This is a genomic window from Thioalkalivibrio sp. ALE22, assembly GCF_000381445.1.
GTDB lineage: Bacteria > Pseudomonadota > Gammaproteobacteria > Ectothiorhodospirales > Ectothiorhodospiraceae > Thioalkalivibrio.
Genome location: NZ_KB906506.1, coordinates 50677 through 72667 on the forward strand (window position 1 = coordinate 50677; position 21991 = coordinate 72667).

The 21991-nt window shown below is 65.7% G+C and carries 26 protein-coding genes and 1 tRNA gene; 21 read left to right on the plus strand and 6 right to left on the minus strand.

The genetic code is table 11. The features are described from left to right. The first annotated feature begins 75 nt into the window (after nucleotides 1–75). From F793_RS0108965 to F793_RS0108975, 3 genes are all read left to right on the plus strand, one after another. Entirely contained in the window at nucleotides 76–777 is a 702-nt protein-coding gene (locus F793_RS0108965) for a succinate dehydrogenase iron-sulfur subunit (protein WP_018882387.1), read from the plus strand. Between the two features lie 136 nt (nucleotides 778–913). After that, nucleotides 914–1168, plus strand: coding sequence for a succinate dehydrogenase assembly factor 2 (locus F793_RS0108970; protein ID WP_019592807.1), 255 nt, complete (start codon nucleotides 914–916; stop codon nucleotides 1166–1168). After that, on the plus strand, nucleotides 1122–2078 hold the full coding sequence (locus F793_RS0108975; protein ID WP_081618692.1) for a NifU family protein: 957 nt from the start codon (nucleotides 1122–1124) through the stop codon (nucleotides 2076–2078). The genes F793_RS0108970 and F793_RS0108975 overlap by 47 nt, the downstream gene beginning before the upstream one ends. Before the next feature lie 9 nt (nucleotides 2079–2087). On the opposite strand, the gene F793_RS0108980 is transcribed toward F793_RS0108975, so the two are convergent. Continuing rightward, nucleotides 2088–3020 carry an AraC family transcriptional regulator gene (locus F793_RS0108980; RefSeq protein ID WP_018882384.1) on the minus strand — a complete coding sequence of 311 codons (933 nt, stop codon included), beginning with the start codon at nucleotides 3018–3020 and terminating at the stop codon, nucleotides 2088–2090. Nucleotides 3021–3191: 171 nt separating this feature from the next. Between F793_RS0108980 and F793_RS0108985 the strand changes: the two genes are divergently transcribed. The 4 genes from F793_RS0108985 to F793_RS0109000 all read left to right on the plus strand — a co-directional run bounded on the left by F793_RS0108985 (nucleotide 3192) and on the right by F793_RS0109000 (nucleotide 5875). Next, a complete protein-coding gene (locus F793_RS0108985) occupies nucleotides 3192–3827 on the plus strand; it encodes a DoxX family protein (protein ID WP_018878970.1) in 636 nt (211 codons plus the stop codon). Nucleotides 3828–3944: 117 nt separating this feature from the next. Further along, on the plus strand, nucleotides 3945–4238 hold the full coding sequence (locus F793_RS0108990; protein WP_018882383.1) for a hypothetical protein: 294 nt from the start codon (nucleotides 3945–3947) through the stop codon (nucleotides 4236–4238). Continuing rightward, nucleotides 4228–5112: a DUF692 domain-containing protein gene (locus F793_RS0108995; RefSeq protein WP_026279281.1), complete on the plus strand. Its 885-nt coding sequence runs from the start codon at nucleotides 4228–4230 to the stop codon at nucleotides 5110–5112. Before F793_RS0108990 ends, F793_RS0108995 begins: the two co-directional genes overlap by 11 nt. After that, nucleotides 5105–5875 carry a DUF2063 domain-containing protein gene (locus tag F793_RS0109000; protein WP_018882382.1) on the plus strand — a complete coding sequence of 257 codons (771 nt, stop codon included), beginning with the start codon at nucleotides 5105–5107 and terminating at the stop codon, nucleotides 5873–5875. The genes F793_RS0108995 and F793_RS0109000 overlap by 8 nt, the downstream gene beginning before the upstream one ends. Before the next feature lie 29 nt (nucleotides 5876–5904). On the opposite strand, the gene F793_RS0109005 is transcribed toward F793_RS0109000, so the two are convergent. Then, nucleotides 5905–6900, minus strand: a complete 996-nt coding sequence (locus F793_RS0109005) for a serine/threonine protein kinase (protein ID WP_026280872.1) — start codon at nucleotides 6898–6900, stop codon at nucleotides 5905–5907. Nucleotides 6901–6960: 60 nt separating this feature from the next. Here F793_RS0109005 and F793_RS0109010 point away from each other — a divergent pair, with 60 nt between their 5' ends. The 11 genes from F793_RS0109010 to F793_RS0109060 all read left to right on the plus strand — a co-directional run bounded on the left by F793_RS0109010 (nucleotide 6961) and on the right by F793_RS0109060 (nucleotide 16620). Further along, entirely contained in the window at nucleotides 6961–7656 is a 696-nt protein-coding gene (locus F793_RS0109010; RefSeq protein WP_018867317.1) for a TVP38/TMEM64 family protein, read from the plus strand. Nucleotides 7657–7808: 152 nt separating this feature from the next. Then, the gene (locus F793_RS0109015) at nucleotides 7809–8792 is read left to right on the plus strand and encodes an MBL fold metallo-hydrolase (protein ID WP_018882380.1); all 984 of its coding nucleotides are present in this window, start codon (nucleotides 7809–7811) and stop codon (nucleotides 8790–8792) included. Between the two features lie 150 nt (nucleotides 8793–8942). Continuing rightward, nucleotides 8943–10859, plus strand: coding sequence for a threonine--tRNA ligase (gene thrS / locus F793_RS0109020; RefSeq protein ID WP_018867319.1), 1917 nt, complete (start codon nucleotides 8943–8945; stop codon nucleotides 10857–10859). A 22-nt stretch (nucleotides 10860–10881) separates the two neighbouring features. Continuing rightward, the gene (gene infC / locus F793_RS0109025) at nucleotides 10882–11400 is read left to right on the plus strand and encodes a translation initiation factor IF-3 (RefSeq protein ID WP_081618407.1); all 519 of its coding nucleotides are present in this window, start codon (nucleotides 10882–10884) and stop codon (nucleotides 11398–11400) included. Between the two features lie 102 nt (nucleotides 11401–11502). Continuing rightward, nucleotides 11503–11700 carry a 50S ribosomal protein L35 gene (rpmI, locus tag F793_RS0109030; RefSeq protein ID WP_017942014.1) on the plus strand — a complete coding sequence of 66 codons (198 nt, stop codon included), beginning with the start codon at nucleotides 11503–11505 and terminating at the stop codon, nucleotides 11698–11700. 20 nt (nucleotides 11701–11720) lie between these two features. Then, the gene (gene rplT, locus F793_RS0109035) at nucleotides 11721–12080 is read left to right on the plus strand and encodes a 50S ribosomal protein L20 (protein ID WP_017925358.1); all 360 of its coding nucleotides are present in this window, start codon (nucleotides 11721–11723) and stop codon (nucleotides 12078–12080) included. A gap of 143 nt (nucleotides 12081–12223) precedes the next feature. Further along, the gene (gene pheS / locus F793_RS0109040; RefSeq protein ID WP_018876827.1) at nucleotides 12224–13252 is read left to right on the plus strand and encodes a phenylalanine--tRNA ligase subunit alpha; all 1029 of its coding nucleotides are present in this window, start codon (nucleotides 12224–12226) and stop codon (nucleotides 13250–13252) included. Continuing rightward, entirely contained in the window at nucleotides 13252–15612 is a 2361-nt protein-coding gene (gene pheT / locus F793_RS0109045) for a phenylalanine--tRNA ligase subunit beta (RefSeq protein ID WP_018882379.1), read from the plus strand. The genes pheS and pheT overlap by 1 nt, the downstream gene beginning before the upstream one ends. Before the next feature lie 4 nt (nucleotides 15613–15616). After that, nucleotides 15617–15916, plus strand: a complete 300-nt coding sequence (locus tag F793_RS0109050; protein WP_018867323.1) for an integration host factor subunit alpha — start codon at nucleotides 15617–15619, stop codon at nucleotides 15914–15916. Continuing rightward, a complete protein-coding gene (locus F793_RS0109055; RefSeq protein ID WP_018867324.1) occupies nucleotides 15900–16256 on the plus strand; it encodes a MerR family transcriptional regulator in 357 nt (118 codons plus the stop codon). The genes F793_RS0109050 and F793_RS0109055 overlap by 17 nt, the downstream gene beginning before the upstream one ends. A 287-nt stretch (nucleotides 16257–16543) precedes the next feature. Further along, nucleotides 16544–16620 (plus strand) — tRNA-Pro (locus tag F793_RS0109060). Nucleotides 16621–16692: 72 nt separating this feature from the next. Here F793_RS0109060 and F793_RS0109065 read toward each other — a convergent pair. The 4 genes from F793_RS0109065 to flgA form a co-directional block, all read right to left on the minus strand. Next, nucleotides 16693–17409 (minus strand): flagellar brake protein, encoded by a 717-nt coding sequence (locus F793_RS0109065; protein WP_018867325.1) that lies wholly within the window; start codon nucleotides 17407–17409, stop codon nucleotides 16693–16695. Nucleotides 17410–17492: 83 nt separating this feature from the next. Continuing rightward, on the minus strand, nucleotides 17493–17978 hold the full coding sequence (locus F793_RS0109070; RefSeq protein ID WP_018882378.1) for a flagella synthesis protein FlgN: 486 nt from the start codon (nucleotides 17976–17978) through the stop codon (nucleotides 17493–17495). Between the two features lie 15 nt (nucleotides 17979–17993). After that, nucleotides 17994–18308: a flagellar biosynthesis anti-sigma factor FlgM gene (gene flgM / locus F793_RS0109075; RefSeq protein ID WP_018877831.1), complete on the minus strand. Its 315-nt coding sequence runs from the start codon at nucleotides 18306–18308 to the stop codon at nucleotides 17994–17996. A 106-nt stretch (nucleotides 18309–18414) separates the two neighbouring features. Next, a complete protein-coding gene (gene flgA / locus F793_RS0109080) occupies nucleotides 18415–19104 on the minus strand; it encodes a flagellar basal body P-ring formation chaperone FlgA (protein ID WP_018877830.1) in 690 nt (229 codons plus the stop codon). A gap of 295 nt (nucleotides 19105–19399) precedes the next feature. Here flgA and F793_RS0109085 point away from each other — a divergent pair, with 295 nt between their 5' ends. From F793_RS0109085 to flgB, 3 genes are all read left to right on the plus strand, one after another. After that, nucleotides 19400–20338 (plus strand): chemotaxis protein CheV, encoded by a 939-nt coding sequence (locus F793_RS0109085; RefSeq protein WP_018867329.1) that lies wholly within the window; start codon nucleotides 19400–19402, stop codon nucleotides 20336–20338. Nucleotides 20339–20543: 205 nt separating this feature from the next. Beyond that, on the plus strand, nucleotides 20544–21359 hold the full coding sequence (locus tag F793_RS0109090; RefSeq protein WP_026279283.1) for a protein-glutamate O-methyltransferase CheR: 816 nt from the start codon (nucleotides 20544–20546) through the stop codon (nucleotides 21357–21359). 218 nt (nucleotides 21360–21577) lie between these two features. Further along, nucleotides 21578–21985 carry a flagellar basal body rod protein FlgB gene (flgB, locus tag F793_RS0109095; RefSeq protein WP_038037090.1) on the plus strand — a complete coding sequence of 136 codons (408 nt, stop codon included), beginning with the start codon at nucleotides 21578–21580 and terminating at the stop codon, nucleotides 21983–21985. Nucleotides 21986–21991 lie beyond the last annotated feature (6 nt).

Below are 21991 nucleotides of genomic sequence, written 5' to 3' on the forward strand. Positions count from 1 at the left end.
TGTCGGGAATGCAACGCTCTGCGGGATGCGGTTCGCGCCGCGAACCGCATCAGCAGGCGCTGAAGGAAGGTACGGATGGAATTCTCGATCTACCGCTTCAACCCGGAGACGGATACGCTGCCGAAGATGCAGCGCTTCACCCTGCCCGACGACCAGGTCGAGCCGGGGATGATGCTGCTGGATGCGCTGCTGTTGCTGAAGGAGCAGGACGATTCCCTGGGCTTTCGCCGCTCCTGTCAGCACGGGGTCTGCGGCTCGGACGGCATGAACATCAACGGCACGAACGGTCTAGCCTGCATCACGCCGCTGGCGGATCTGGAAGCGCCGGTCACGCTGCGCCCGTTCCCGGGGATGCCGGTGATCCGCGACCTGATCGTGGACATGGGCAACTTCTGGGACCAGTACCGCAAGGCCGAGCCCTGGCTGGTCAACGACAGCCCGGAGCCCGAGGTCGAGCGCAAGCAGAGCCCCGAGGATCGTGAAGAACTGGACGGGCTGTACGAGTGCATCCTGTGCGGCTGCTGTTCTGCCGCCTGCCCGTCGTACTGGTGGAATCCGGACAAATTCCTCGGCCCGGCCGCACTGCTGCAGGCCGCGCGCTTCATCCAGGACAGCCGCGACGAGGCCACCGATCACCGCCTGGCCCAGCTGGACGATGCCTGGAAGCTCTACCGCTGCCACACCATCATGAACTGCACCCAGGTCTGCCCGAAGGGCCTGAACCCGAGCCGGGCGATCAGCGACATTCGCCGCACCATGCTGAAGAAGTCGCTGTGACCGGCGCCATGCACCGTCTCAAGCGGGCCCCCGTGGGAGCCTGCTTGCAGGCGAATGCCCCCGCCAAAGCCAGACGCGGGCAGGGGCTTCGCCTGCAAGCAGGCTCCTACCAGGGGCCTGGACGGGCGTTTTGGTGATGGAACCCGACAGCCGCACCCGCTGGCGCTGCCGCCGTGGCATGCTGGAGAACGACTGGCTGCTCGGGCAGTTTCTCGCGCAGGGATATGCGCAACTGGACCAGGAGGGTCGCGATGCCTTCGAGCGCCTGCTCGACTACCCCGACAATGTGTTGCTGGACGTGGTCATGGGTCGCCAGACCACGGTGGACGACGGGATAGCCCGTCTTGTCCCGGCGATCCGCGCCGCCGCTCAGGCTGCGTCTCCGGCCTGATCCGCTTGTTCCTCGGCTCGCGCTCGCGGGCCAGATCCTCCTGCTGCTGGCGGTCGTGGGGTACGTGCTGACGTACAGCCCGTTGTGGACGCTCATGCCAGTGTTTGGACTGGCGGTGGCCGGGTGGGTATGGCAGGCGCGGTCACGGCCACCGGCCTGGGACTGGCTGGGCCAGACGCCCGATGGCGCGACGTGGCTGGCCACGGCCGAAGGACTGCGCCAGGAGCGGGTGGACTGGGTGGAGATCCTGCCCGATACCCGGGTGCTGCGCGGGATGGTGATCCTGGTGGTCCGGCTCCCGGAGACCGGTCGGGTCCGGCGTCTCTGGCTGCACGCGGGCCGGTTGCACCCGGAGGACCTGCGCCGCTTGCGCATGCGCCTGCGCTGGCCTCCGGGGCGCGAGGAAGCGGATCCCGGCTGGCGGGTGCGGCTTCGCGCTGGGCTGGAGCGGGGCGTTGCTATACTGGCCAAAAGCCGAGTACCCGGAGGCCCGAGCATGGCTGGACCCGACAATGCGCAGGTGATGGTGGACGTCTCGCATCTGCTGAGCGACGAGCCCGATCACGTCTACAGTGAAGAGGAACTCGACGCGATCGAGGAGCTGGACCCGGAACTCGCGCTGCGTCTGGACCGTGCCCAGACCCATGCGCAGCGCGAGGCGGCGGACGTGCCCGCCGACGGTCCGATCGACGAGGACGCCGTGCGCGCCGCGATCGAGGAGGCGCGGCGAATCCTGATGCAGGACGGGGGCGATATCGAGTTCGTCGAACTCGATGGGCGCACCGTGCGGGTTCGGTTGAAGGGAGCCTGTGTCGGCTGCCCGCGTTCCACGCTGGATCTCAAGAATGTCGTCGAACGCCTGGTCCGCTCGCGGGCACCGGGCGTGGCCAGCGTCGCGAATACCTTCTGACGGCTGCCTTCAGGCCGGGCCGGAGCCCAGACGGCGCAGCAGTTGCCGGAGGCGTCCCGGCCCGAACCCGTGTACCCGCTTGAAGGCCTTGCGAAAGGCCGCCTCCGAGGTATAGCCCACCGCGTCCATCACGCTGGCGACCGACTCGCGGCCATCGCGCAGCAGCCGCTCGGCCAGGACCATGCGCCACTGCGTCAGGTAGTCGATGGGGGTCTGCCCGACCAGGGTGTGGAAGCGCTCGGCGAAGCTGCTGCGCGACATGGCCGCCTCGCCGGCGAGGCCTTCCAGGGTCCAGCTCGCCTCGGGCCGGGCGTGCAGGGCATCCAGCGCGCGACGGATGCGGTCATCCGCCAGGGCCGCGATCAGGGATCCCTCCGAGTGCTCGCGCTGGGTGCAGATGTGATGGCGCACGGCCATCACGAACAGCGTATCCGCCAGACGATCCAGCACCGGCCGGTAGCCCGAGGAACGCTCCGCGAGTTCGATGTTCATGAGATCCGCCAGATGCGCCAGGCGTTCGCCCGATTCGCGACGGCGGATGATGATGTGGTCGGGGAGAGCGGCCAGGATCGGGTTGCGCCGGCCGGAATCGAACTCGAAGTGCCCGCACAGGAGCTGCGTGACCGGGGTGTCCGGCGGATCCGCACCCTCGACCAGCGTCAGGTGGTTGTCCCGATCGGGCACGGTGTCGCGGCTGGCCATCAGGTGCCAGTCGTCGTGGGGCAGCAACAGCAGATCGCCGGCCTCCATCCAGACGGGGGCCATATCCTCCATGTGCAGATAGCAGCCGCCTTCGCCGACCAGGTGAAAGCTGGCATTCCCCGAACCCGCGGTGCTGAGCTGCCATTCCCCGCACAGCCGCGGGTTGGTGTCGATGCGCGCGCGCAGGTTGTAGGCCGCCAGTACCGTCGACAGCACATCTTCGTGCGGGCTGATATCCATTGAACGTCCTTTTCCCTTGTGGTTGGGATTCACCTTAGACCGTTGTGCCCCGGGTTTCCGCCGTTTTGTGGCCATGAGGGGGGGATCTGGACGCTCGAACATAAACGCCGGTGTCTGACCCCGCGTACTGGCGACGCGGTCGGTCTAGGCTTTCATCCAGTAGCAGACGAAATGGAGAAGGGCATCATGGGCGCGACGGGAAACTTGATGGTACGGATACAGGGCTGGCTTGACTGGACGCGCGGCGCGGATTTCCTGGCGCCCTTGCTGTTGCGGCTTTACCTCGCCCCCATCTTCTGGATGGCGGGGACCAACAAGCTGGACGGGCTGCTGCCGAAGGAAAGCGTGGTGATGTGGTTCGGCAACGCGGACTGGGGCCTGGGCATGCCGTTCCCGTATCTGATGGTGTTGTTGTCGGCCTATGCCGAGGTGCTGGGCGCGATCGCGCTGCTGCTTGGGCTGGCCACGCGCTGGTTCTCCATCCCGCTGATGATCACGATGGTCGTGGCGGCGGTCACCGTGCATCTCGAACACGGCTGGCAGCGCATCTCCGACCCGATGATGTGTCTGTTCAACTGTTCCGGGATCGAACAGGCGCAGATGCGCCTGGACCGGGCCAAGTCCATCCTGCAGGAACATGGCAACTATAACTGGCTGACCGAGACCGGAAACTTTGCCATCGTCAACAACGGGATCGAGATGGCCGCGACCTTTTTCGTGATGCTGCTGGTCCTGTTCTTCTGGGGGGCGGGGCGCTATGTCAGCATCGACTACTACATCCGTCGGAGGATGATGGGCAGGGGATAACACCAAGAGCTGTGCGAGCAGCCATTACTGAACGGGGCCGGGTTCTATAGCTCAAGGGTCTATAACCCAAGGGTCTATAAGCCAAGGGTCCATAATCGCAAGACGAGGAGTGAAATCATGAAGAACGATCTGTTTTCCACCAAGACCCTCGCCGGGGCCGTCGGCAGCGCGGCGATCGGTATGGCCATGGCCACCAGCCCGGTGTTCGCATCGGCCGACCTGAACCACGGCTATCAGCAGGGTGGCCAGTCGCCGCTGATGCTGGCCGAAGGGGCCTGCGGAGAAGGTACCTGCGGCGGTGCCGGAGAACGAAAGGACAGCGAAGGTAGCTGTGGCGAAGGCACCTGCGGCGGATCCGGCGACGACAAGGATTCCGAAGGGGCCTGTGGAGAGGGGACCTGTGGCGGCTAGGAGCGTCAGGCCCGTCAACCCGGCCCGCGTCAGCGGTGCCGGGCTCGGTTTGCGGCGGGCCCTTCTGGGCCCGCTGGCCGAGGCCCCGGAGGCGACGGAACGCCTGGGCTTCTTCGAGGCGGCGCCGGAGAACTGGATGCACCTGGGCGGACGCCTGGGGCGCATCTTTCGCGAATATACCGAGGCCCAGCCCTTTGTCTGCCACGGGCTGTCCCTCGACATCGGCGGGCCGCGCCCGCTGGACCGAACCTTCCTGCAGGACCTGCGGACCTTCCTGGATACTCACGGGATCGAGGATTACAGCGAGCATCTCTCGGCCTGTGGCGATGGCCAGGGGCATCTGTATGACCTGATGCCGATCCCGTTTACCGAGGCGGCGGTGCACTACGTGGCCGACCGCGTACGTCAGGTACAGGACATCCTCGGGCGCCGGATGGCCCTGGAGAACGTCTCGTATTACACCCCGGTGGGGGCCGAACTCGACGAGATCACGTTTGTTCGCGCGGTGCTGGAGGAGGCCGACTGCGACCTGCTGCTGGACGTGAACAACGTGGTCGTCAACAGCATCAACCACGGCTACGCGCCGACCGAGTTTCTCGACGCGATGCCCCTGGAGCGGGTGCGCTATCTGCATATCGCGGGGCACGAGGCCGAGGCGCCGGATCTGCGCGTCGATACCCATGGCCAGCCGATCTGCAGCGATGTCTGGGATCTGCTGGGCGAGACCTACGCGCGCATCGGCCCGGTGCCGACGCTGCTCGAGCGTGATTTCAATTTCCCGCCGCTGGAGGAGCTCCTGGCGGAGACCAACCGCATCCGCGATATGCAGCTCCAGGCGCGGGCAGGGCAGGAAGAGCGTATCCTGCATGCCTGAGACCGACTTCCAGCAGATCCAGGCGGCATTCGCGCGGCATCTGCGCGACCCCGAACGCTACCCGGCGCCGGAAGGCATCGAGAGCCGGCGCCTGGCGATCTACCGGCGGCTGTTCTTCAACAACGTGGCGAACCTGCTGGCCAGGGGGTTTCCGGTCTTGCGCGGGTTGCTGGAAGCCGCCGCATGGGAACAGCTGGTACGCGATTTCTACCGTGATCATGGCAGCGAGACGCCGTACTTCCCGCAACTGGCGGCGGAGTTCGTGCGCTACCTGGCGGACGAGCGTTCGGGGCAGCCCGGTGATCCGCCGTTTCTGGCGGAGCTGGCCCATTACGAGCGGGTCGAGACGGAACTGGTCTACGCCGAGGATACGCGCCCTGCGGACCTCGACCGCACGGGCGACCTGATGACCGGGGTCCCGGTGTTCTCCGCCACCGCGCGTCTGCTCGCCTACGAGTATCCGGTGCATCGCATCGGGGCGGAGTTCCAGCCGGAACAGCCGGGTGAGGTCCCGACCTATCTGCTGGCCTATCGCTCGGGCGAGGAGCGGGTGCGCTTCGCCGAGCTGAATCCGCTCGGTGCCCGCCTGCTGTGGCGTGTGCTCGAGGCGCCGGCGACGGGCGCCGAACAGATCCGTCGGGTGGCTGGCGATTTCGAACTGGAGGTCACCGATGACCTGGTCGCCAGTGGCCGCCAGCTCCTGGAGCACTACCGTGGCCTGGGCGCGATCCCGGGCAGCCGTCCCGAGCCCGTTTCGGCCTGAATTGGCGCGCGAGACCCGGCGCCAAGGGGTCAGTAGCCGAGATCCAGGGCGGGCTCGTCGAGGGCGGCGGCCTGCTCGCGCAGGGTGAGGATGTGGTCTTCCCAGTAGCGCGGGGTGTAGAAGACCGGGAAGCCGTCGATGAAGGCCGGGTCGTCGGCGCGGCGGGCCAGCCAGGCGGCATGCCGCAGGATGCGCAGGGTGCGCAGCGGGGCGATCAGGCCAAGCTCGCGCCGATCCAGCGGCACGAAGGTCTCGTAGCCCTCCAGCAGGGCCTGCATCTGCCACGCCATCTCCGGGGGCTCGCCGGACAGGAACATCCACAGATCCTGCATCGCCGGACCGGTGCAGGCATCGTCCAGATCCACGAAGTGCGGCCCGTCGTCGGTCCACAGGATGTTGCCGGGATGGGTGTCGCCATGCAGGCGCAGCTGCTGGACCGGGCCAATGCTGTCGAGTGTGCGCTGGATGCGCTGGAGCAGGTCGGCGCTGAGGTCGCGGTAGACCGATTCCAGTTCCAGTGGCAGATAGCCGGAGGCGAGCACGGCCTGGCGCGCTTCCTCGCCACGTGGCACGGGATCCAGTACCGGGCGCTCGCGAAAACGGTCGGCGCGCCCGACCTCGTGGATACGCGCGATGAAGCGGCCAATGCGCACCAGCGTCTCGCGCTGTTCCAGATCCGGCGCGCGGCCACCGCAGCGCGGGTAGACGGCGAACAGGAAGCCCGCGTGTTCGTGCAGCGTTTCGCCCCGATCGTCCGCCAGCGGGGCGACCACCGGGACCTCGCGCGTGGCCAGTTCCTGGCTGAAGGCATGTTCCTCGCGGATGGCATCCGGCGACCAGCGCCCGGGCCGGTAGAACTTGGCGATCACCGGCGTGGCGTCCTCGATGCCGACCTGGTAGACCCGGTTCTCGTAGCTGTTCAGCGCCAGCAGGCGCCCGTCGCAGCGCAGCCCGGTGGTCTCGACCGCGTCGAGGATCACCCCGGGCTTCAGTGCGTCGTACGGATGCGGTTGCGATGTGTTCATACTTGCAGTGTACGGGTTTGCCGCGCATGGTTTCGCCGAGCTGCACGCGAGGAACCGCGCTTGAACCGTTACTACTGGGGGCTGCTGGCCGCACTGATGGCTCTGGTCGGCGTCTGTCTGCTGGCCGGAGTGGGAACGGGGCTGGACCTCGAGAGCCTGAGGGCCGCGCGCGGGGAGATGGAGGCGTGGCGGGATGCACGGCCCCTGTCCACGGCCGCGTTGTTCTTTGTCGCGTATGCGGTGGTCGCCGCGTTTTCCGTGCCGGGCATCGTGGTGATGACCCTGGCGGGCGGTGCCCTGTTCGGGGTGGTCTGGGGGGCGTTGCTGTCGTCACTGGCCTCCACGCTGGGCGCAACGCTGACCTTCCTGGCAGCCCGCGCGCTGGCGCGCGATGCGGTGCAGCGGCGTTACGGGCGGCAGCTGGGGCGGATCAATGAAGGCTTCGTCCGCGAGGGCGCGTTCTATCTTTTCGCGTTGCGGATGATTCCGGTGTTCCCGTTCCTGCTGGTGAATGCCGGGATGGGACTCCTGCCGATCCGGACCTGGACCTATTTCTGGGTGTCGCTGGTGGGCATGCTGCCGGCCACGGTCGTTTTCGCCAATGCCGGTACGCAGTTGGGGCAGTTGCAAGGGCTGGACGGGCTGCTGTCGCCGGTGCTGCTGCTGTCCCTGGTCGCGACGGGTGTGTTTCCGCTCCTGGCGCGCTGGGGCGTGACCGCGGTTCGCTCGCGGCGCCGGCATGCCGGCAGGGGTTGAACCGACTGCTGTATCTGCAGGTGCGTATATACTCCTGTTGTCCGTTAAGCTGCGCGTTTGGAACGAGAGTCGCGGGATTCAAGTCTCAAGGCTTTCGGGATCGATTCGCCTGTCCGCCGAGTGCGCTGCCAGGCCCAAGGAGAGTTAATTACATGACATTGAATATTCTTCTGCGCCAGGGTCAGGCGGCGTTTCTCGCGCTGGGTCTGATGGGGCTCGGCATGGCGGTGCAGGCGGAAGACGAGCCGCTGGATCGACCAATCGAAAAGGTGCTGGAGCCGATCCAGCTGACCGAGCGGGTGTATTACTTCTACGGCTCGCTCGAGAACCGCACGCCAGTCAATCTGGGGTTCACCAACAACACCGGTTTTGTGATCACGGACGAGGGCGTGGTGCTGATCGATTCGGGCCCGAGCTACAAGGTAGCCCAGCGCATGGAAAAGGCGATGGCCGGCGTGACCGACAAGCCGATCACGCACGTGATCTCCGTAGGCTCGCAGGACCATCGCTGGCTGGGGAACGGGTACTTCCACGAGCAGGGCGCGGAACTGGTGGCACTCCAGCGGACCGCGAGTACCCAGGCCGAACGGGGCGAGGGGCAAATCGCCTCGCTGGCCAACTCCGTGGGTGAGGAGGCGATGGAGGGCACCGAGCCGGTTCCGGCACCGAACCCCGTGGATGCCGATGAGTACACCCTGAGCGTGGGCGGCGTGGACTTCGAGCTGATCTATGCCGGGGATGCCCATTTCCCGGGTGACATCATGGTCCATCTGCCGGGCGAGGACGTCGTCTTTACCGGCGATATCGTCTATACCGAGCGCATGCTGGGGATTCATCCGTTCAGCAACCCGGTGGAAAAGCTGGAGGCCTTCCGGCACCTGGAGTCCATTGACCCGGAGATTGTGGTGCCGGGTCATGGCCGCGCGACGGATATGGCCGAGGCGCGCCAGGATACCGGTGATTACCTTGAGTTGCTGGTGCGCGAAGTGCGCGCGGGGATCGAAGACTGGGAATCCCTGAGCGAGGTGGTGGACCGACTCGCGGATCTGGAAGAGTTCAAGCATCTGCGTCATTACGATGACTGGCACCGCCCGAACGTGAACCGGACCTACCTGTTTATCGAAGGCAACATGTAAGTCGGCCTTCGGGAATCCCGGCAGCTGGCCGGGAAACCTGCCGACGGCGCGGGGCGTGTGATACGCTTCGCGCCGTTGTCGTTTCCGGCAATTCCAATCTTTTACACGCGACGTTCGACCCCGCGTATGGGTCGGCGAAGGAGCCTCGCAATGCCCGCAGTAACCCTCCCCGACGGCAGCCGCCGCGAGTTCGATCATCCGGTCACCGTGCTGGATGTGGCCAAGGACATCGGTCCGGGCCTCGCCAAGGCGACCCTGGCCGGCAAGGTGAATGGCCAGCTGGTCGATGCCCGCCACGAGATCGACGATGACGCCGAACTCGCGATCGTGACCGACCGCGACCCGGAGGGGGTGGAGATCATCCGGCATTCGACCGCGCACCTGATGGCGCAGGCGGTCAAGCAGCTCTTTCCCGAGGCCCAGGTCACCATCGGCCCGACCATCGAGAACGGCTTCTACTACGACTTTGCCTATGACCGCGGCTTCACGCCGGAGGATCTGGAGAAGATCGAGAAGCGGATGAAAGAGCTGGCCAAACAGGACCTGCCGGTGGAGCGCTCGCTGATGGATCGCGACGAGGCGGTGAAGTACTTCCGCGACATGGGCGAGGAGTACAAGGCCGAGATCATTGCCAGCATCCCGCAGGGCGAAAACATCTCGCTGTACAAGCAGGGCGACTTTGTCGATCTCTGCCGCGGCCCGCATATCCCTTCCACCGGCAAGCTGAAGGCCTTCAAGCTGACCAAGGTGGCCGGCGCCTACTGGCGCGGCGACTCCGACAACGAGATGCTGCAGCGCATCTACGGCACCGCCTGGCCGAACAAGGACCAGCTGAAGGAATACCTGGAACGCCTGAAAGAGGCCGAGCGCCGCGATCACCGCAAGATCGGCCAGGAGCTGGATCTCTTCTCGATCCAGGACGAGGCCGGTGGCGGCCTGGTGTTCTGGCACCCGAAGGGCGCGCGCATTCGCCGCGAGATCGAGAAGTACTGGTACGACATGCACGAGAAGGCGGGTTACGACTTCGTCGTGTCGCCGCACATCGCGAACCTCGAGCTGTGGAAGACCTCCGGCCACGCGGACTTCTACGCCGAGTCCATGTACGAGCCGATGGAGGATGAGCATCAGGCCTTCCAGCTCAAGCCGATGAACTGCCCGTTCCATGTGCTGATGTACAAGGACCGGTTGCACTCCTACCGCGACCTGCCGCTGCGCTGGGCGGAGATGGGCACGGTGTACCGCCGCGAGATGTCCGGTGCGCTGCACGGGCTGATGCGTGTGCGCGGTTTCACCCAGGACGACGCCCATATCTTCTGCCGCGAGGACCAGATCGAGGCCGAGGTGATGGCGGTGATCGACCTGACGCTGGAGGTCCTGCAGACCTTCGGCTTCGAGAAGTTCGACGTGAACCTCTCGACCAAGCCCGAGGACGCGGTCGGCTCCGACGCGATCTGGGAGCACGCGACCGCTTCGCTGCGCTCGGCGATCGAGAAGAAGGGGCTGAAGTATTCGGTGGACGAGGGCGGCGGTGCGTTCTACGGACCGAAGATCGACATCAAGATCCACGACGCGATCGGCCGCGAATGGCAGTGCTCCACGGTACAGCTGGACTTCAACCTGCCCGAGCGCTTCGACATGGAGTACGTGGCCGAGGACAACGAGCGCCGTCGCCCGATCATGATCCACCGCGCGCTGCTGGGGTCGGTGGAGCGCTTCTTCGGCGTGCTGATCGAGCACTACGCCGGGCACTTCCCGACCTGGCTGGCGCCGGTGCAGGCCGAGGTGCTGACCATTACCGAGCGCCAGGACGACTACGCCCGCGAGGTCACCAAGACGCTGCGGGACAAGGGTTTCCGGGTCGAGTCCGACTTGAGAAACGAGAAGATCGGCTTTAAGATTCGCGAGCACACGCTCAAGCGCGTGCCGTATCTGCTGGTCCTTGGAGACAAGGAAATGGAAAACGGGCAGGTCGCGGTACGCACGCGAAGCGGAGAAGACCTCGGCGTGATGAGTCTCGAGGCCTTCGGCGAGCGCCTCCGGGAGGAGGTCGCGAGTCGCCAACACTGAACCTTGAACTGGAGAGAAGGCTATTAGCGCAGCGAAAACGGTCCGCCTGAACGATCAGATCACCAGCCCGCAAATCCGACTGATCGACGCCGAGGGCGAGAATCGCGGCGTCTGCAGTACTGCAGAGGCCCTGGAAATGGCCGCGGAAAGCGGTCTGGACCTGGTCGAAATCTCGCCGAATGCCGAGCCGCCCGTGGCCCGGATCATGGACTACGGCAAGTACAAGTTCGAGCAGGCGAAGAAGGCGCAGGAAGCCAAGAAGAAGCAGAAGCAGATCCAGATCAAGGAAGTGAAGTTTCGTCCGGGTACGGACGAGGGCGACTACAACGTCAAGCTTCGCAACCTGCGCCGGTTCATCGAGGCCGGCGACAAGGGTAAGGTCACCATCCGCTTTCGCGGGCGCGAGATGCGCCACCAGGAACTCGGTGGCGAGCTGCTCGACAAGATCGAGCAGGACATGGCCGATATTGCGGTCGTGGAACAGCGCCCGAAGATGGAAGGGCGCCAGATGATCATGGTGCTGACTGGCAAGAAGAAGTAGGCCGGTCAGACAACAAGGGCGGCCGGGTCTCCGCATACCCGTATCGCCTTTTCACAAACGGCCGGCCCGAATCGGGTACGGCCCCAAATGCCGGAGAGAGTAATGCCGAAGATCAAGACCAATCGGGGTGCGGCCAAGCGCTTCACCCGTACCGGGTCGGGGAAGTTCAAGCGGTTCCAGTCGCACCGCAGCCACATCCTGACCAAGAAGCCTACCAAGCGTAAGCGTCACCTGCGCAGTCCGGCGATGGTGCACGAGTCGGATGCCCCGGCCGTGCGCAAGCTGCTGCCGTACCGTTGAACTGACCGAGGAATCGAGACATGCCACGAGTCAAGCGCGGTGTAACCGCTCACGCCCGTCACAAGAAGGTCCTGAAGCAGGCCAAGGGCTACTACGGCGCCCGGAAGAACGTCTTCCGCGTTGCCAACCAGGCCGTCATCAAGGCCGGCCAGTACGCCTACCGTGACCGTCGCCAGAAGAAGCGCCAGTTCCGGTCGCTGTGGATCGTCCGCATCAATGCGGCGGCCCGTCAGTTCGATCTCTCCTACAGCCGCCTGATGGCGGGTCTGAAGAAGGCCGAGATCGAGATCGACCGCAAGAGCCTGGCCGATCTGGCCGTGCACGACCTGACCGCCTTCGGCAAGATCGCCGAAAAGGCCAAGGCCGCACTGCCGGCCTGAGCAGGATCCTGCAGGATTACCCGCCGGGCATTGCCTGGCGGGTCCCGGAAAGGGGAGGGTCGACGCCCTCCCTTTTTTGTTTCGGGAACAGGGAACACCGGGACGGCGGGTAAGCCGTCGCCCATCATTTTCGGGGAACGCACGTGGAGCAACTGCAACAGCTCGTCGCCGAGGCGCGCGACCGCATCGAGGCGGCCACCGACCTGAAGGCGCTGGATGAGGTCCGGGTGCAGTACCTGGGCAAGAAGGGGTCGATTACCGCCCAGTTGAAGGAACTCGGCAAGCTGACGGCGGAGGAACGCCCCGCCGCGGGCCAGAAGGTGAACGAAGCCAAGGCCGAGGTCGCCGGTCTGATCGAGGCGCGCAAGGAAGCGCTGGCGCAGGCGGCCCTGGCGGATCAGCTGGCCAGCGAGCGGGTGGACGTGACGCTGCCGGGGCGCCGGCCGGGGCCGGGTGCCCTGCACCCGATCACGCAGACGCTTGAACGAATCGAGACCTTCTTTGCCGGTCTCGGGTTCCGCGTGGCCGAGGGACCGGAGGTGGAGGACGACTTCCACAACTTCGAGGCCCTGAATATCCCCGAGCATCACCCCGCGCGGGCGATGCACGACACGTTCTACTTCGACGCCCACCGGGTGCTGCGTACGCATACCTCGCCGGTGCAGATCCGGACCATGGAGCAGCAGAAGCCGCCGCTGCGGGTCATCGCGCCCGGGAGGGTGTATCGCTGTGATTCCGATCTGACCCACAGCCCGATGTTCCATCAGGTGGAAGGGCTGTGCGTGGATACGGATATCACCTTCGCGGATCTGCGCGGTGTGCTGAGCGCCTTCCTGCAGGCCTTTTTCGACCGTGATGATCTGGCCACCCGGTTTCGGCCCTCCTACTTCCCGTTCACCGAACCCTCGGCGGAGGTCGACATCCAGTGCGTGCACTGCGGCGGTGAGGGGTGTCGGGTGTGCAGCCATACCGGCTGGCTGGAGGTGATGGGCTGCGGGATGGTGCATCCGAACGTGCTGGGGCACGTCGGGATCGACGCCGAGCAGTACACGGGCTTTGCCTTCGGGCTGGGGGTGGAGCGCATGGCGATGTTGCGCCACGGCGTGAATGATCTCCGGCTGTTCTTCGACAACGATATCCGCTTTATCGGGCAATTCGGGCAGACAGGCTAATGCGTATCAGTGTGCAGTGGCTGCAGGAATGGCTGCAGATCGACGAAACCCCGGAGGCGCTGGGGCATCGCCTGACCATGGCAGGGCTGGAGCTGGACGCCCTGGAACCCGCGGCCCCGGATTTCAGCGGCGTGCGGGTGGGTCATGTCCTTTCGGTGGAGCCGCATCCGGATGCCGATCGCCTGCGCGTGTGCCGCGTCGCGGCTGGCGCGGCGGAGCCGCTGACCATCGTGTGCGGGGCGCCCAATGTGCACGAGGGCATGCGTGCGCCTGTGGCCGTGGTGGGGGCGGTTTTGCCCGGCGATTTCCGGATCAAGCGCTCGAAGCTGCGCGGGGTGGCCTCCGAGGGAATGCTCTGCTCGGCCCGCGAGCTGGGCCTGTCCGAGGATGCGGCGGGACTGATGGCGCTGCCATCGGACCTGGAGGCCGGCCTGGACCTGCGCGAGGCCCTCGGGCTGGACGACACCATCCTCGAGGTGGACCTGACCCCGAATCGGGCGGATTGCCTGGGGATGCGGGGTATTGCCCGCGAATGTTCGGCCTTGCTCGATCGCCCGCTGCACGCCCCGGACATGCCGGGCGTGCAGGTGGCCAGTGAAGCCCGTGTGGCCATTGAGGTCCGCGATGCGGAGGCCTGCCCGCTGTATGCGGCGCGGGTGCTGGAGGGGCTGGACGCGAAGGCTGCCACACCGGTCTGGATGACGGAACGCCTGCGGCGTGCCGGGGTGCGTCCGCTAAGCGCCATCGTGGATGTGACCAACTACGTCATGCTGGAGCTGGGCCAGCCCCTGCATGCCTTTGATGCCGGGCGCGCCGGTGAACGGATCATCGTGCGCCGCGGGGAAGGGGGTGAATCCCTGACCCTGCTGGGTGGGGAGCAGACGGTGAAACTGTCGCCCAGGGACGTGGTGATTGCTGGAGAGGATGGGCCGCTGGCGCTCGCCGGCGTGATGGGCGGGGCCGCCAGTGCGGTCGACGAGGCCACCACGCGGGTAATCCTCGAGTGCGCGCATTTCACCCCGCGTGCCCTGGCCGGCCGCGCCCGGGCCCACGGGTTGCACACCGATGCCTCGCACCGCTTCGAGCGCGGGGTCGATCCCACCCTGGTCCCCCGGGCCATGGAGCGCGCCACTGAGCTTCTTCTTGCGATCTGCGGAGGGCAGTGCGGCCCGGTCGAGCAGACCGGCGAGACGCCGGCTCCGCACCGGGAGAACGCGATCACCCTGCGCCCGGAGCGGGTCCAGCGCCTGCTGGGGGTCACACTCGATGCCGCCGAGATCGAACGCATCCTGCGGGCGCTGGACTGCGAGGTGGAGACGGTCGGTAACGGCTGGTCGGTGCGGGCGCCGCGCGCGCGGTTCGATCTGGAACGCGAAGAGGACCTGATCGAGGAGCTGGCGCGGGTGCACGGCTACGATGCCCTGCCGCAGACCCTGCCGACGCCCGTGGCGCCGGTGACCCCGGACAATGCCCTGCGGTCACTGCGCGACGGGCTCGCGCGCCGCGGGTTTCACGAGATCATCAGCTTCAGCTTTGTTGCGGCGGACACGGCCCGGGCGTTCTATCCGGACGTCGAACCCCTGGCCCTGGCCAATCCCATCTCGTCCGACCTGGCGGTGATGCGTCCCGGGCTGTGGCCGGGACTGGTGACTGCCGCAGCGTACAACCAGGCGCGCCAGCAACCGGATCTGCGGCTGTTCGAGCACGGTCTGCGGTTTGTTCCGGACGCCTCGGGTTTGCGCCAGGAGGCACGCCTGGCCGGTCTGCTCGGCGGCCGGGCGGCACCGGAGCACTGGGAAGGGGCCCCGAGGAAGATCGATTTCTTTGACGCGAAGGGGGTGGTGGAGACCCTCTGCGAGCGGGTCTCCGGGGAGCTGGGCTTCCGTATGGAACGGCACCCGGCGTTGCATGATGGTCAGTCAGCGCGCGTCCTGGTGGATGGCCAGGCGATTGGCTGGGTCGGGCGGTTGCACCCCTCCCTGTGCGAGCGATTCGACGTGGAGCCCGTCTACCTGTTCGACCTGGACGCGGTCGCCGTGGCCCGCGCGCCGGTGGCCCAGTTCAGCCCGCTGTCGCCCTATCCGTCGATCCGGCGCGATCTGGCGGTGGTGGTCGGCGAATCGGTTGCCGCCGGCGACGTGCTGGCGGCCATCCGGGAGCTGGACCTGGAGCTGGTGCAGGATGTCCGCCTGTTTGATCTGTACCAGGGCAAGGGCTTGAATCCGGACGAGAAGAGCCTGGCTTTGGGCTTGATTTTACGGGCTTTTGATCGCACCCTAGGCGAACAGGATGTGGCTGGCGTCACCGACGCGGTGATGCAGCATCTCCAGGCCCGGTTCAACGCAACCCTGAGACAATAAGGCGATGGCAGCTGTTACCAAGGCGGATCTTGCCGCCGTGCTAAACGAGGAACTGGGTCTCAACAAGCGGGAGGCCAAGGAATTCGTCGAGATGTTCTTCGAGGAAATGCGCCAGTCGCTGGAAGCAGGCGAGGGCGTAAAACTCTCGGGCTTCGGCAACTTCATCCTGCGCGACAAGAACCAGCGTCCGGGACGCAATCCGAAGACGGGCGAGGAGATCCCGGTATCCGCGCGACGTGTGGTTACCTTCCGCCCGGGGCAAAAACTGCGCGAGCGGGTAGAGAGCTATGCTGGAGGCGAGTAACCACCAGGAACTGCCCGCGATCCCGGGCAAGCGCTACTTCACGATCGGCGAGGTGGCGGAGCTGTGCCAGGTCAAGCCGCACGTGCTGCGCTACTGGGAGCAGGAATTCCCGATGCTGGCGCCGGTGAAGCGCCGCGGGAACCGCCGCTACTATCAGCGCCAGGACGTGATCCTGATCCGCCAGATCCGGGCTCTGCTGTACGAGGAGGGCTACACGATCAACGGGGCCCGCCAGAAGCTCTCCGGTGACGAGGCGAAGGGCGATCGCCAGCAGGCCCAGCAGATCATCCAGGACACCATCTCCGAGCTCGAGTCCGTACTGCGCACGCTCCGCGCCTGACCTTCCTTGTGCCCGCGTTCAGAAAGTCTTTTTGAACCACAGAGGGCACGAAGTTCACGAAGAAGGTCTTTCGGGTCTGGTCGCGGGTTAAAGGGCCGCATCCATTGCGGCGCATCCCGTCTCCGAATCCGCGAGCCATCGATGCCTTCCGTTTTCACGCGTTTCTCTGTGTCCTCCGTGCACTCTGTGGTGAACTAAACACTCGTGTGCCGTGATGGGCGCTCGGTTCGCTTTGACGGTGTTGGGTGCTTTCGTGACGGCGGGGAATCGGATATAGTTCGCGGCTTCGGGGCGTGGCGCAGTCTGGTAGCGCATCTGCATGGGGTGCAGAGGGTCGCAGGTTCAAATCCTGCCGTCCCGACCAAACGGGAAGCATGAAAAAGGCCGCTTGTAGCGGCCTTTTTTGTGTCTGACGTCCGAGTTTGTCCGGGCGGGTCTATTCCATCGAGCGGCGACGCGCCTCGCGCTGGTAATGCAGCAAGGCGAGGTTGGTCTGGCGCTCCAGCCACTGGGTCATCCCGACAATCTCGAAGCCGGCGTATTCGTAGCCCTCCCGCGTACTGCGCCGCCGGTTGGCCAGGCGCAGGTCGCCCGAGAGCCGCTCACTGACGTCGGGGAGCAGCAGATTGGTGAACGCGAGGGTGGTGCCGGTCTCCAGCGTGTCGAGCGTGGCCGTGGCCAGCTCGATGCACATGCCCTGGCCCGAGAGATCGACGAGCTCGCCGATGACCGGGTCCTTCCAGCCGGGCGCGCGCAGTTCGATCTGCGGGCGCTGGGCCATGGGGATGTGAACGCGGAAGGTTTCGCGGCGCTGGAGATGCTCCAGTGTTTCGGGGTAGGGGCAGGCGTACAGGGCGCCGCCTTCTTCATGTTCGATCCGGGCCACGGTGGTGGAGAAGCGTACGGCCACGCCGCGCAGCGCGGCGAATACCCGCAGGGGCATACCGGAGGTGACATGCTGGTGCGCGCGCGGCGGATTCAGTTCGTCGAGAAAGAGTTCCTTCGCGGCGGGGTCCAGCCGGACCAGGGCCGAAGTGTACAGCGGGCCGTCGGCGTCGAGCCGGACGCTGACCAGGGTGAGCTTGTGGTCCAGGTCCTTGAGAATGCCGGCGATCCGGTCCGGCTTGTCGACCGTGTAGTCGGTTTCGTCCATGCGTCCGTGACGTTAGCTGGGTGTGAGGACGCAAGGTACTGGTCGAGCATCCGAAATGCCAGCATCGGTGCGAATAAGCTGCATCAGGCTTGTGTGATACGGCGTCCGCCACGGGTGTTGGGGCGGGTGCGCCCGTAGGGGTCGTAGGTCGCCGCCGGGCCGGCCTCTTCGCCGCGCAGGATCTGCATGGAGAGCTCCACGCGCTGGCGATCGCGATCGATCAGGCGTGCGTTGCCCTGGTTGAGGGTGTTGCAGCGCTCGATGGACTGGCGCAGGGCCTGCCAGTGATCGTTGAGGACGGCACCGTCGTCCATGCGCGAGAGCAGGCGGGCCATGCCCTCGGGCGTGAATGACTCGCTCGCGGCCTCGGCGATAGCGCGCTGCTGGCGGGTCTCGGTCTCGAGGTCCTGCAGCAGCCCCTGCTTGGTCGCCACGACCTCCTGCAGGGTCTCCGGGGTGCGCGCCTCGACCGCGCGGGTCTCCTGGATCAGGGCCTCTTCCAGTTGGTGGGCCAGCCGGATCGAGGTTTCCAGGGAGCGCAGCAGGCGATGGCGCGTGTCGGTGTTCATCGGTGAGGTCCGTGATTAGCGCAGCAGGCGCTCGAGGTCGATCATGCGGTCGGCCAGCTGTTCGTTGTCCACCGGGTAGTTGCCGCTGGCGATCGCCTCGCGCAGCTCGGCCACACGCGCCGCGTCGAACGGGGCGTTCTCGCCGGCGCTGGCGGCCGAACTCATCGCCTGGGCGGCGCCGGTCAGGGTAAGCGAATCGTTACCGGTGGTCGCGGCGCTATCCGACCCTTGCGCACGGTTGGGCGCGCCGCTGGAGTCCTCGCGGCCCTTGACCGTGGAGCTCTGGCCGTCGGGGCGCAGACTGTTCGTGTTGAGGCCCTTGATATCCATTGTGCCGTCCTGTCGTTGTAACTGTGCTGCAAGTGTTTACGGCCGCGTGTGCTGAAACTGTAGCCCTGTGGCGGTGGTTTTTGTAACACCGATCACAGAGTCGGCATCAAAGTGTCACCCGGACGTGCCCGGAGGGCTGGATTTCGCCCTCGACCACGCGCCCGGACGAGGTGTTCTTGACCCGGATGCGGTCCCCGAGGCTGCCGTTTTCCAGGGCCTCGCCCTGCATGCGGATGGCGATCGAGCCGTTTTCGGCAAGGATCGTGACCCGCTGGCCGCGGCTGACGATCTCGCGCTGGGTGACGTGCTGTGTGCCGATGATCTGGCCCGGACGAATGCTGCGCCGGGTCTGCTGACCGATGAGGGCCGACTTGTCTTCATGATAACTGCCCGCGTGGCGTGACGTCTCGATGCGCTGGAAGCGCAGATCGCCGCTGGTCAGCGTGTGCTGGCGAGGGAGGTTGCGACTGGCCACCAGCACCTGAGCGTAACGTTCCACCGTGGCCGGGACATACAGCTGCCAGGTGACCGGGCCCGCACACTGAAGGTGGATCGCGGTATTGCCGTCGCGGCGGCCGCCGGGCGGGAAACGGGCGTTGAGTCCGTCATGGCAGTAGGCCAGCCGGAGCCGGTTGTCGAGCTGGCCGATCTCGATATTGATGTCGTCGCTATGTTCGGCGTCCAGCTCCTGCAACAGAAACTGTTCCGCGGCCGCGCGGATCTCCGCAACGGGGTGGATCTCGGCGTGGGCCGGCACGGAGAGCGCGAACCACGCCACGAGAGCCATGAGCCCCATGGGGATGCAGCGTGATGTACAGGTTGTATGTGGATGCATATGCCGGTCCTCGCCGCCCGAGGGAATACCCCGGGTCTGCCGCGTCCGTTCGCGGACCCGAAGCTATGCAGGTTTGATGCCAGTTGTCCGGGCGGTGCCCGACTCAAGGCCCGGCGTTCAATGCCGTTATCCCTGGGAAGCGGCGCCAGAAGGCGCATACAGGCGATTGCAAATGACAGCCCGGGGGTGCGCGGTGCACACTGAGCTCCCGGGAGCGGCTCGCGGCAGATGGGCGCGGGACAAGGAGAGCAGCACCATGAGTCAATTCATTGACGATGTGAACCAGCGAACGCAGCTGGTGGGTCAGAACCGGATGGAACTGCTGCTGTTCCACCTGGGTGGATCACAGACCTTCGGAATCAACGTGTTCAAGGTGCGCGAGGTGATCCCGTCGCCGCCGCTGCGCCAGATCCCGGGGTCGATGAGTGTGGTGCGCGGTGTGGCTACGCTGCGGGGCGGCACGGTGCCGATCATTGATCTGGCGCGCGCCATGGGCCTGCGCAGCGCGGCCGGTGCCAGCGACAGCGGCGACCAGAAGGTGGTGGTCACCGAGTTCAACCGTTCGGTTCAGGGGTTCTGGGTATCGGCCGTGGACCGGATCGTGAATGTGAACTGGCAGGACGTGAAGTCCCCTCCGCGTGGTACGGGGCGCGAGTCCTTCCTGGTTGCGGTCACCGAGATCGACAACAAGCTGGTCGAGATCATCGACGTGGAACGGGTGCTTTCGATCGTCAATCCTCTGCCGACCGAGGTCTCCGAGTCCATCCGAGCGGACGCCACGCCAGCGGGGGGGCGCAAGGTCGTGATCGTTGACGACTCGGTCGTGGCGCGCAAGCAGATCGAGGGGGCGATTCGCGGTCTCGGGTTCGAATACGAGGTTTTCAAGGATGGTCAGGAGGCGCTCGACTTCCTGGAGCAGAAGGCCGGGGAGGGCCCGGTTCGCGACCAGATCGAGCTGGTGATCTCGGACATCGAGATGCCACGCATGGACGGCTATACGCTGACGGCGCGGATCCGGGACAATCCCGCCCTGAAAGATCTGAAGGTGCTGCTGCATTCCTCGTTGAGCGGCGAGTTCAATACCGACATGGTCAAGCGCGCCGGGGCCGATGCGTTTCTCTCGAAATTCAACCCCGACGAACTGGCCAACGCGGTGCTCGACCAGACCGGGCGCGAGGATCAACAGGTCGAATGACCGCCGGGGGGAACGGGGTTGCCGCCCGGCAAGGCCGGGGCGGCGTCACATGGCCGACAAGGGCCCAGTGTCGTGTCCCGCCTGCGACACCGTATACTGAAACCCGCTACCGGGGATTCCCCCTGCGTTTCGTGGCGCGGGCGCCGCTGTCAAGGACTCGTCATCAGGATGCTAATCACCATGGACTGTGCTCGGGGATGAACCGGTGATCGATTCCCGCGATTACGAGGAGTTTTCCCGCTTCCTGCAGGACTGCTGCGGCCTGGTGCTGGGTGACAGCCGTCAGTATCTGGTGTCGAGCCGACTGTCCCGGCTGCTCGACGAGTTCGACTTCAAGAGCGTGCCGGAGCTCCTGCACGCGATGCGGCAAGCCCCGAATCCGCGGCTGCGCACCCGTGTGATCGACGCGATGACGACCAACGAAACCTCGTGGTTTCGCGATGGCTTTCCGTTCGAGATCCTCCGGCATGTGTTGTTGCCGGAGCTGGCTGCGAAGGGAAGCAGCATCAAGGTCTGGTCTTCCGGCTGTTCCAGTGGCCAGGAGGCCTACAGCATCTCCATGGTCGTCTCCGAGTGGGAGGAATCCCGCCCCCCGCGCAAGGTGCCGGTATCCATCCTGGGGACGGACCTGTCGGAGAAGATCCTGGATGACGCCCGGCGGGCGGTCTACGACGGCCTGAGTATTGTGCGCGGGTTGAGCGAGAGCCGCCGCGCGCGCTTCTTCGAGACCGTGACGGACGGCCACAAGGTCGTTCCCGAGGTCCAGCGGCGCTGTCGTTTTCAGAAGCTCAACCTGATCGACAGCTACGCGGCACTGGGCAAGTTCGACCTGGTGTTCTGCCGCAACGTGCTGATCTATTTCTCCGGCGAGACCAAGCGACAGGTTCTTGACGGTATTGCCCGGCAGATGAATCCGGGCGGCTATCTGTTTCTTGGCGCTTCGGAGACGGCCGGCCCGTACACCAAGGCCTTCGAGACGGTTCGCACCGACTACGGCTCGGTCCTCCGGCTCAAATCCTGACGCCCCTCGGTCGCAGGGCCGCAAGGTCCGAAACGCCCGCGCAATGCGGCCGCGACTCGAATTGCTCCCTTCCCACGTTTCCCGCTAAGGGCGTCCCCAGCCGAGACGGATTCCCGTCGCTGGCATAGCGATTGCATCGGTCTCCTCGCAAAGGGCCGCAATGGCTGCGTCCCGGTTCTGGTAGCGAGGGTCCGCCACGGGCGGACAGGACGGAAACGATGAGTCTCTCTCTCGACAAGGCGATGGGTATCCTGCCGCAGGCGGTCAACGTGCGCGCCCAGCGTATGGAGCTGCTGGCGTCCAACATCGCCAATGCGGACACCCCGAACTACAAGGCGCGCGACATCGACTTTCGCGCGGTGCTCGAGTCCGCGACGGGGAGCGGCAATCACTTGCCCATGGTGCGTAGCCAGGCGGCGCATATCGACCCCAATGCCGGGGCGATGAACGGGCAGGCCGAGGCGCTTTATCGCGTCCCGTCGCAGGCGTCTCTGGATGGCAACACGGTGGATCCGCAGATGGAACGTGCCGCCTTTGCCGAGAACGCGATCCAGTACCAGAGCAGTCTGGAATTCCTCAATCGCCGGGTCTCCGGCATCCGCGAGGCCCTTAGGGGTGATCGCTAACGTCGA

Bases quoted from the DNA above. Each gene is read 5' to 3' on its own strand.
- F793_RS0109000 (WP_018882382.1), top strand. From the start codon at position 5,105: ATGCCTGAGACCGACTTCCAGCAGATCCAGGCGGCATTCGCGCGGCAT.
- F793_RS0109005 (WP_026280872.1), bottom strand. From the start codon at position 6,900: ATGAACACATCGCAACCGCATCCGTACGACGCACTGAAGCCCGGGGTG.
- F793_RS0109065 (WP_018867325.1), bottom strand. From the start codon at position 17,409: ATGGACGAAACCGACTACACGGTCGACAAGCCGGACCGGATCGCCGGC.
- rpmI (WP_017942014.1), top strand. From the start codon at position 11,503: ATGCCGAAGATCAAGACCAATCGGGGTGCGGCCAAGCGCTTCACCCGT.
- F793_RS0108990 (WP_018882383.1), top strand. From the start codon at position 3,945: ATGAAGAACGATCTGTTTTCCACCAAGACCCTCGCCGGGGCCGTCGGC.
- F793_RS0109050 (WP_018867323.1), top strand. From the start codon at position 15,617: ATGGCAGCTGTTACCAAGGCGGATCTTGCCGCCGTGCTAAACGAGGAA.
- F793_RS0109070 (WP_018882378.1), bottom strand. From the start codon at position 17,978: ATGAACACCGACACGCGCCATCGCCTGCTGCGCTCCCTGGAAACCTCG.
- rplT (WP_017925358.1), top strand. From the start codon at position 11,721: ATGCCACGAGTCAAGCGCGGTGTAACCGCTCACGCCCGTCACAAGAAG.
- F793_RS0108985 (WP_018878970.1), top strand. From the start codon at position 3,192: ATGGAGAAGGGCATCATGGGCGCGACGGGAAACTTGATGGTACGGATA.
- flgA (WP_018877830.1), bottom strand. From the start codon at position 19,104: ATGGGGCTCATGGCTCTCGTGGCGTGGTTCGCGCTCTCCGTGCCGGCC.
- pheT (WP_018882379.1), top strand. From the start codon at position 13,252: ATGCGTATCAGTGTGCAGTGGCTGCAGGAATGGCTGCAGATCGACGAA.
- flgB (WP_038037090.1), top strand. From the start codon at position 21,578: ATGAGTCTCTCTCTCGACAAGGCGATGGGTATCCTGCCGCAGGCGGTC.
- F793_RS0109085 (WP_018867329.1), top strand. From the start codon at position 19,400: ATGAGTCAATTCATTGACGATGTGAACCAGCGAACGCAGCTGGTGGGT.
- F793_RS0109015 (WP_018882380.1), top strand. From the start codon at position 7,809: ATGACATTGAATATTCTTCTGCGCCAGGGTCAGGCGGCGTTTCTCGCG.
- F793_RS0108970 (WP_019592807.1), top strand. From the start codon at position 914: ATGGAACCCGACAGCCGCACCCGCTGGCGCTGCCGCCGTGGCATGCTG.
- flgM (WP_018877831.1), bottom strand. From the start codon at position 18,308: ATGGATATCAAGGGCCTCAACACGAACAGTCTGCGCCCCGACGGCCAG.
- F793_RS0109055 (WP_018867324.1), top strand. From the start codon at position 15,900: ATGCTGGAGGCGAGTAACCACCAGGAACTGCCCGCGATCCCGGGCAAG.
- thrS (WP_018867319.1), top strand. From the start codon at position 8,943: ATGCCCGCAGTAACCCTCCCCGACGGCAGCCGCCGCGAGTTCGATCAT.
- F793_RS0108965 (WP_018882387.1), top strand. From the start codon at position 76: ATGGAATTCTCGATCTACCGCTTCAACCCGGAGACGGATACGCTGCCG.
- F793_RS0108980 (WP_018882384.1), bottom strand. From the start codon at position 3,020: ATGGATATCAGCCCGCACGAAGATGTGCTGTCGACGGTACTGGCGGCC.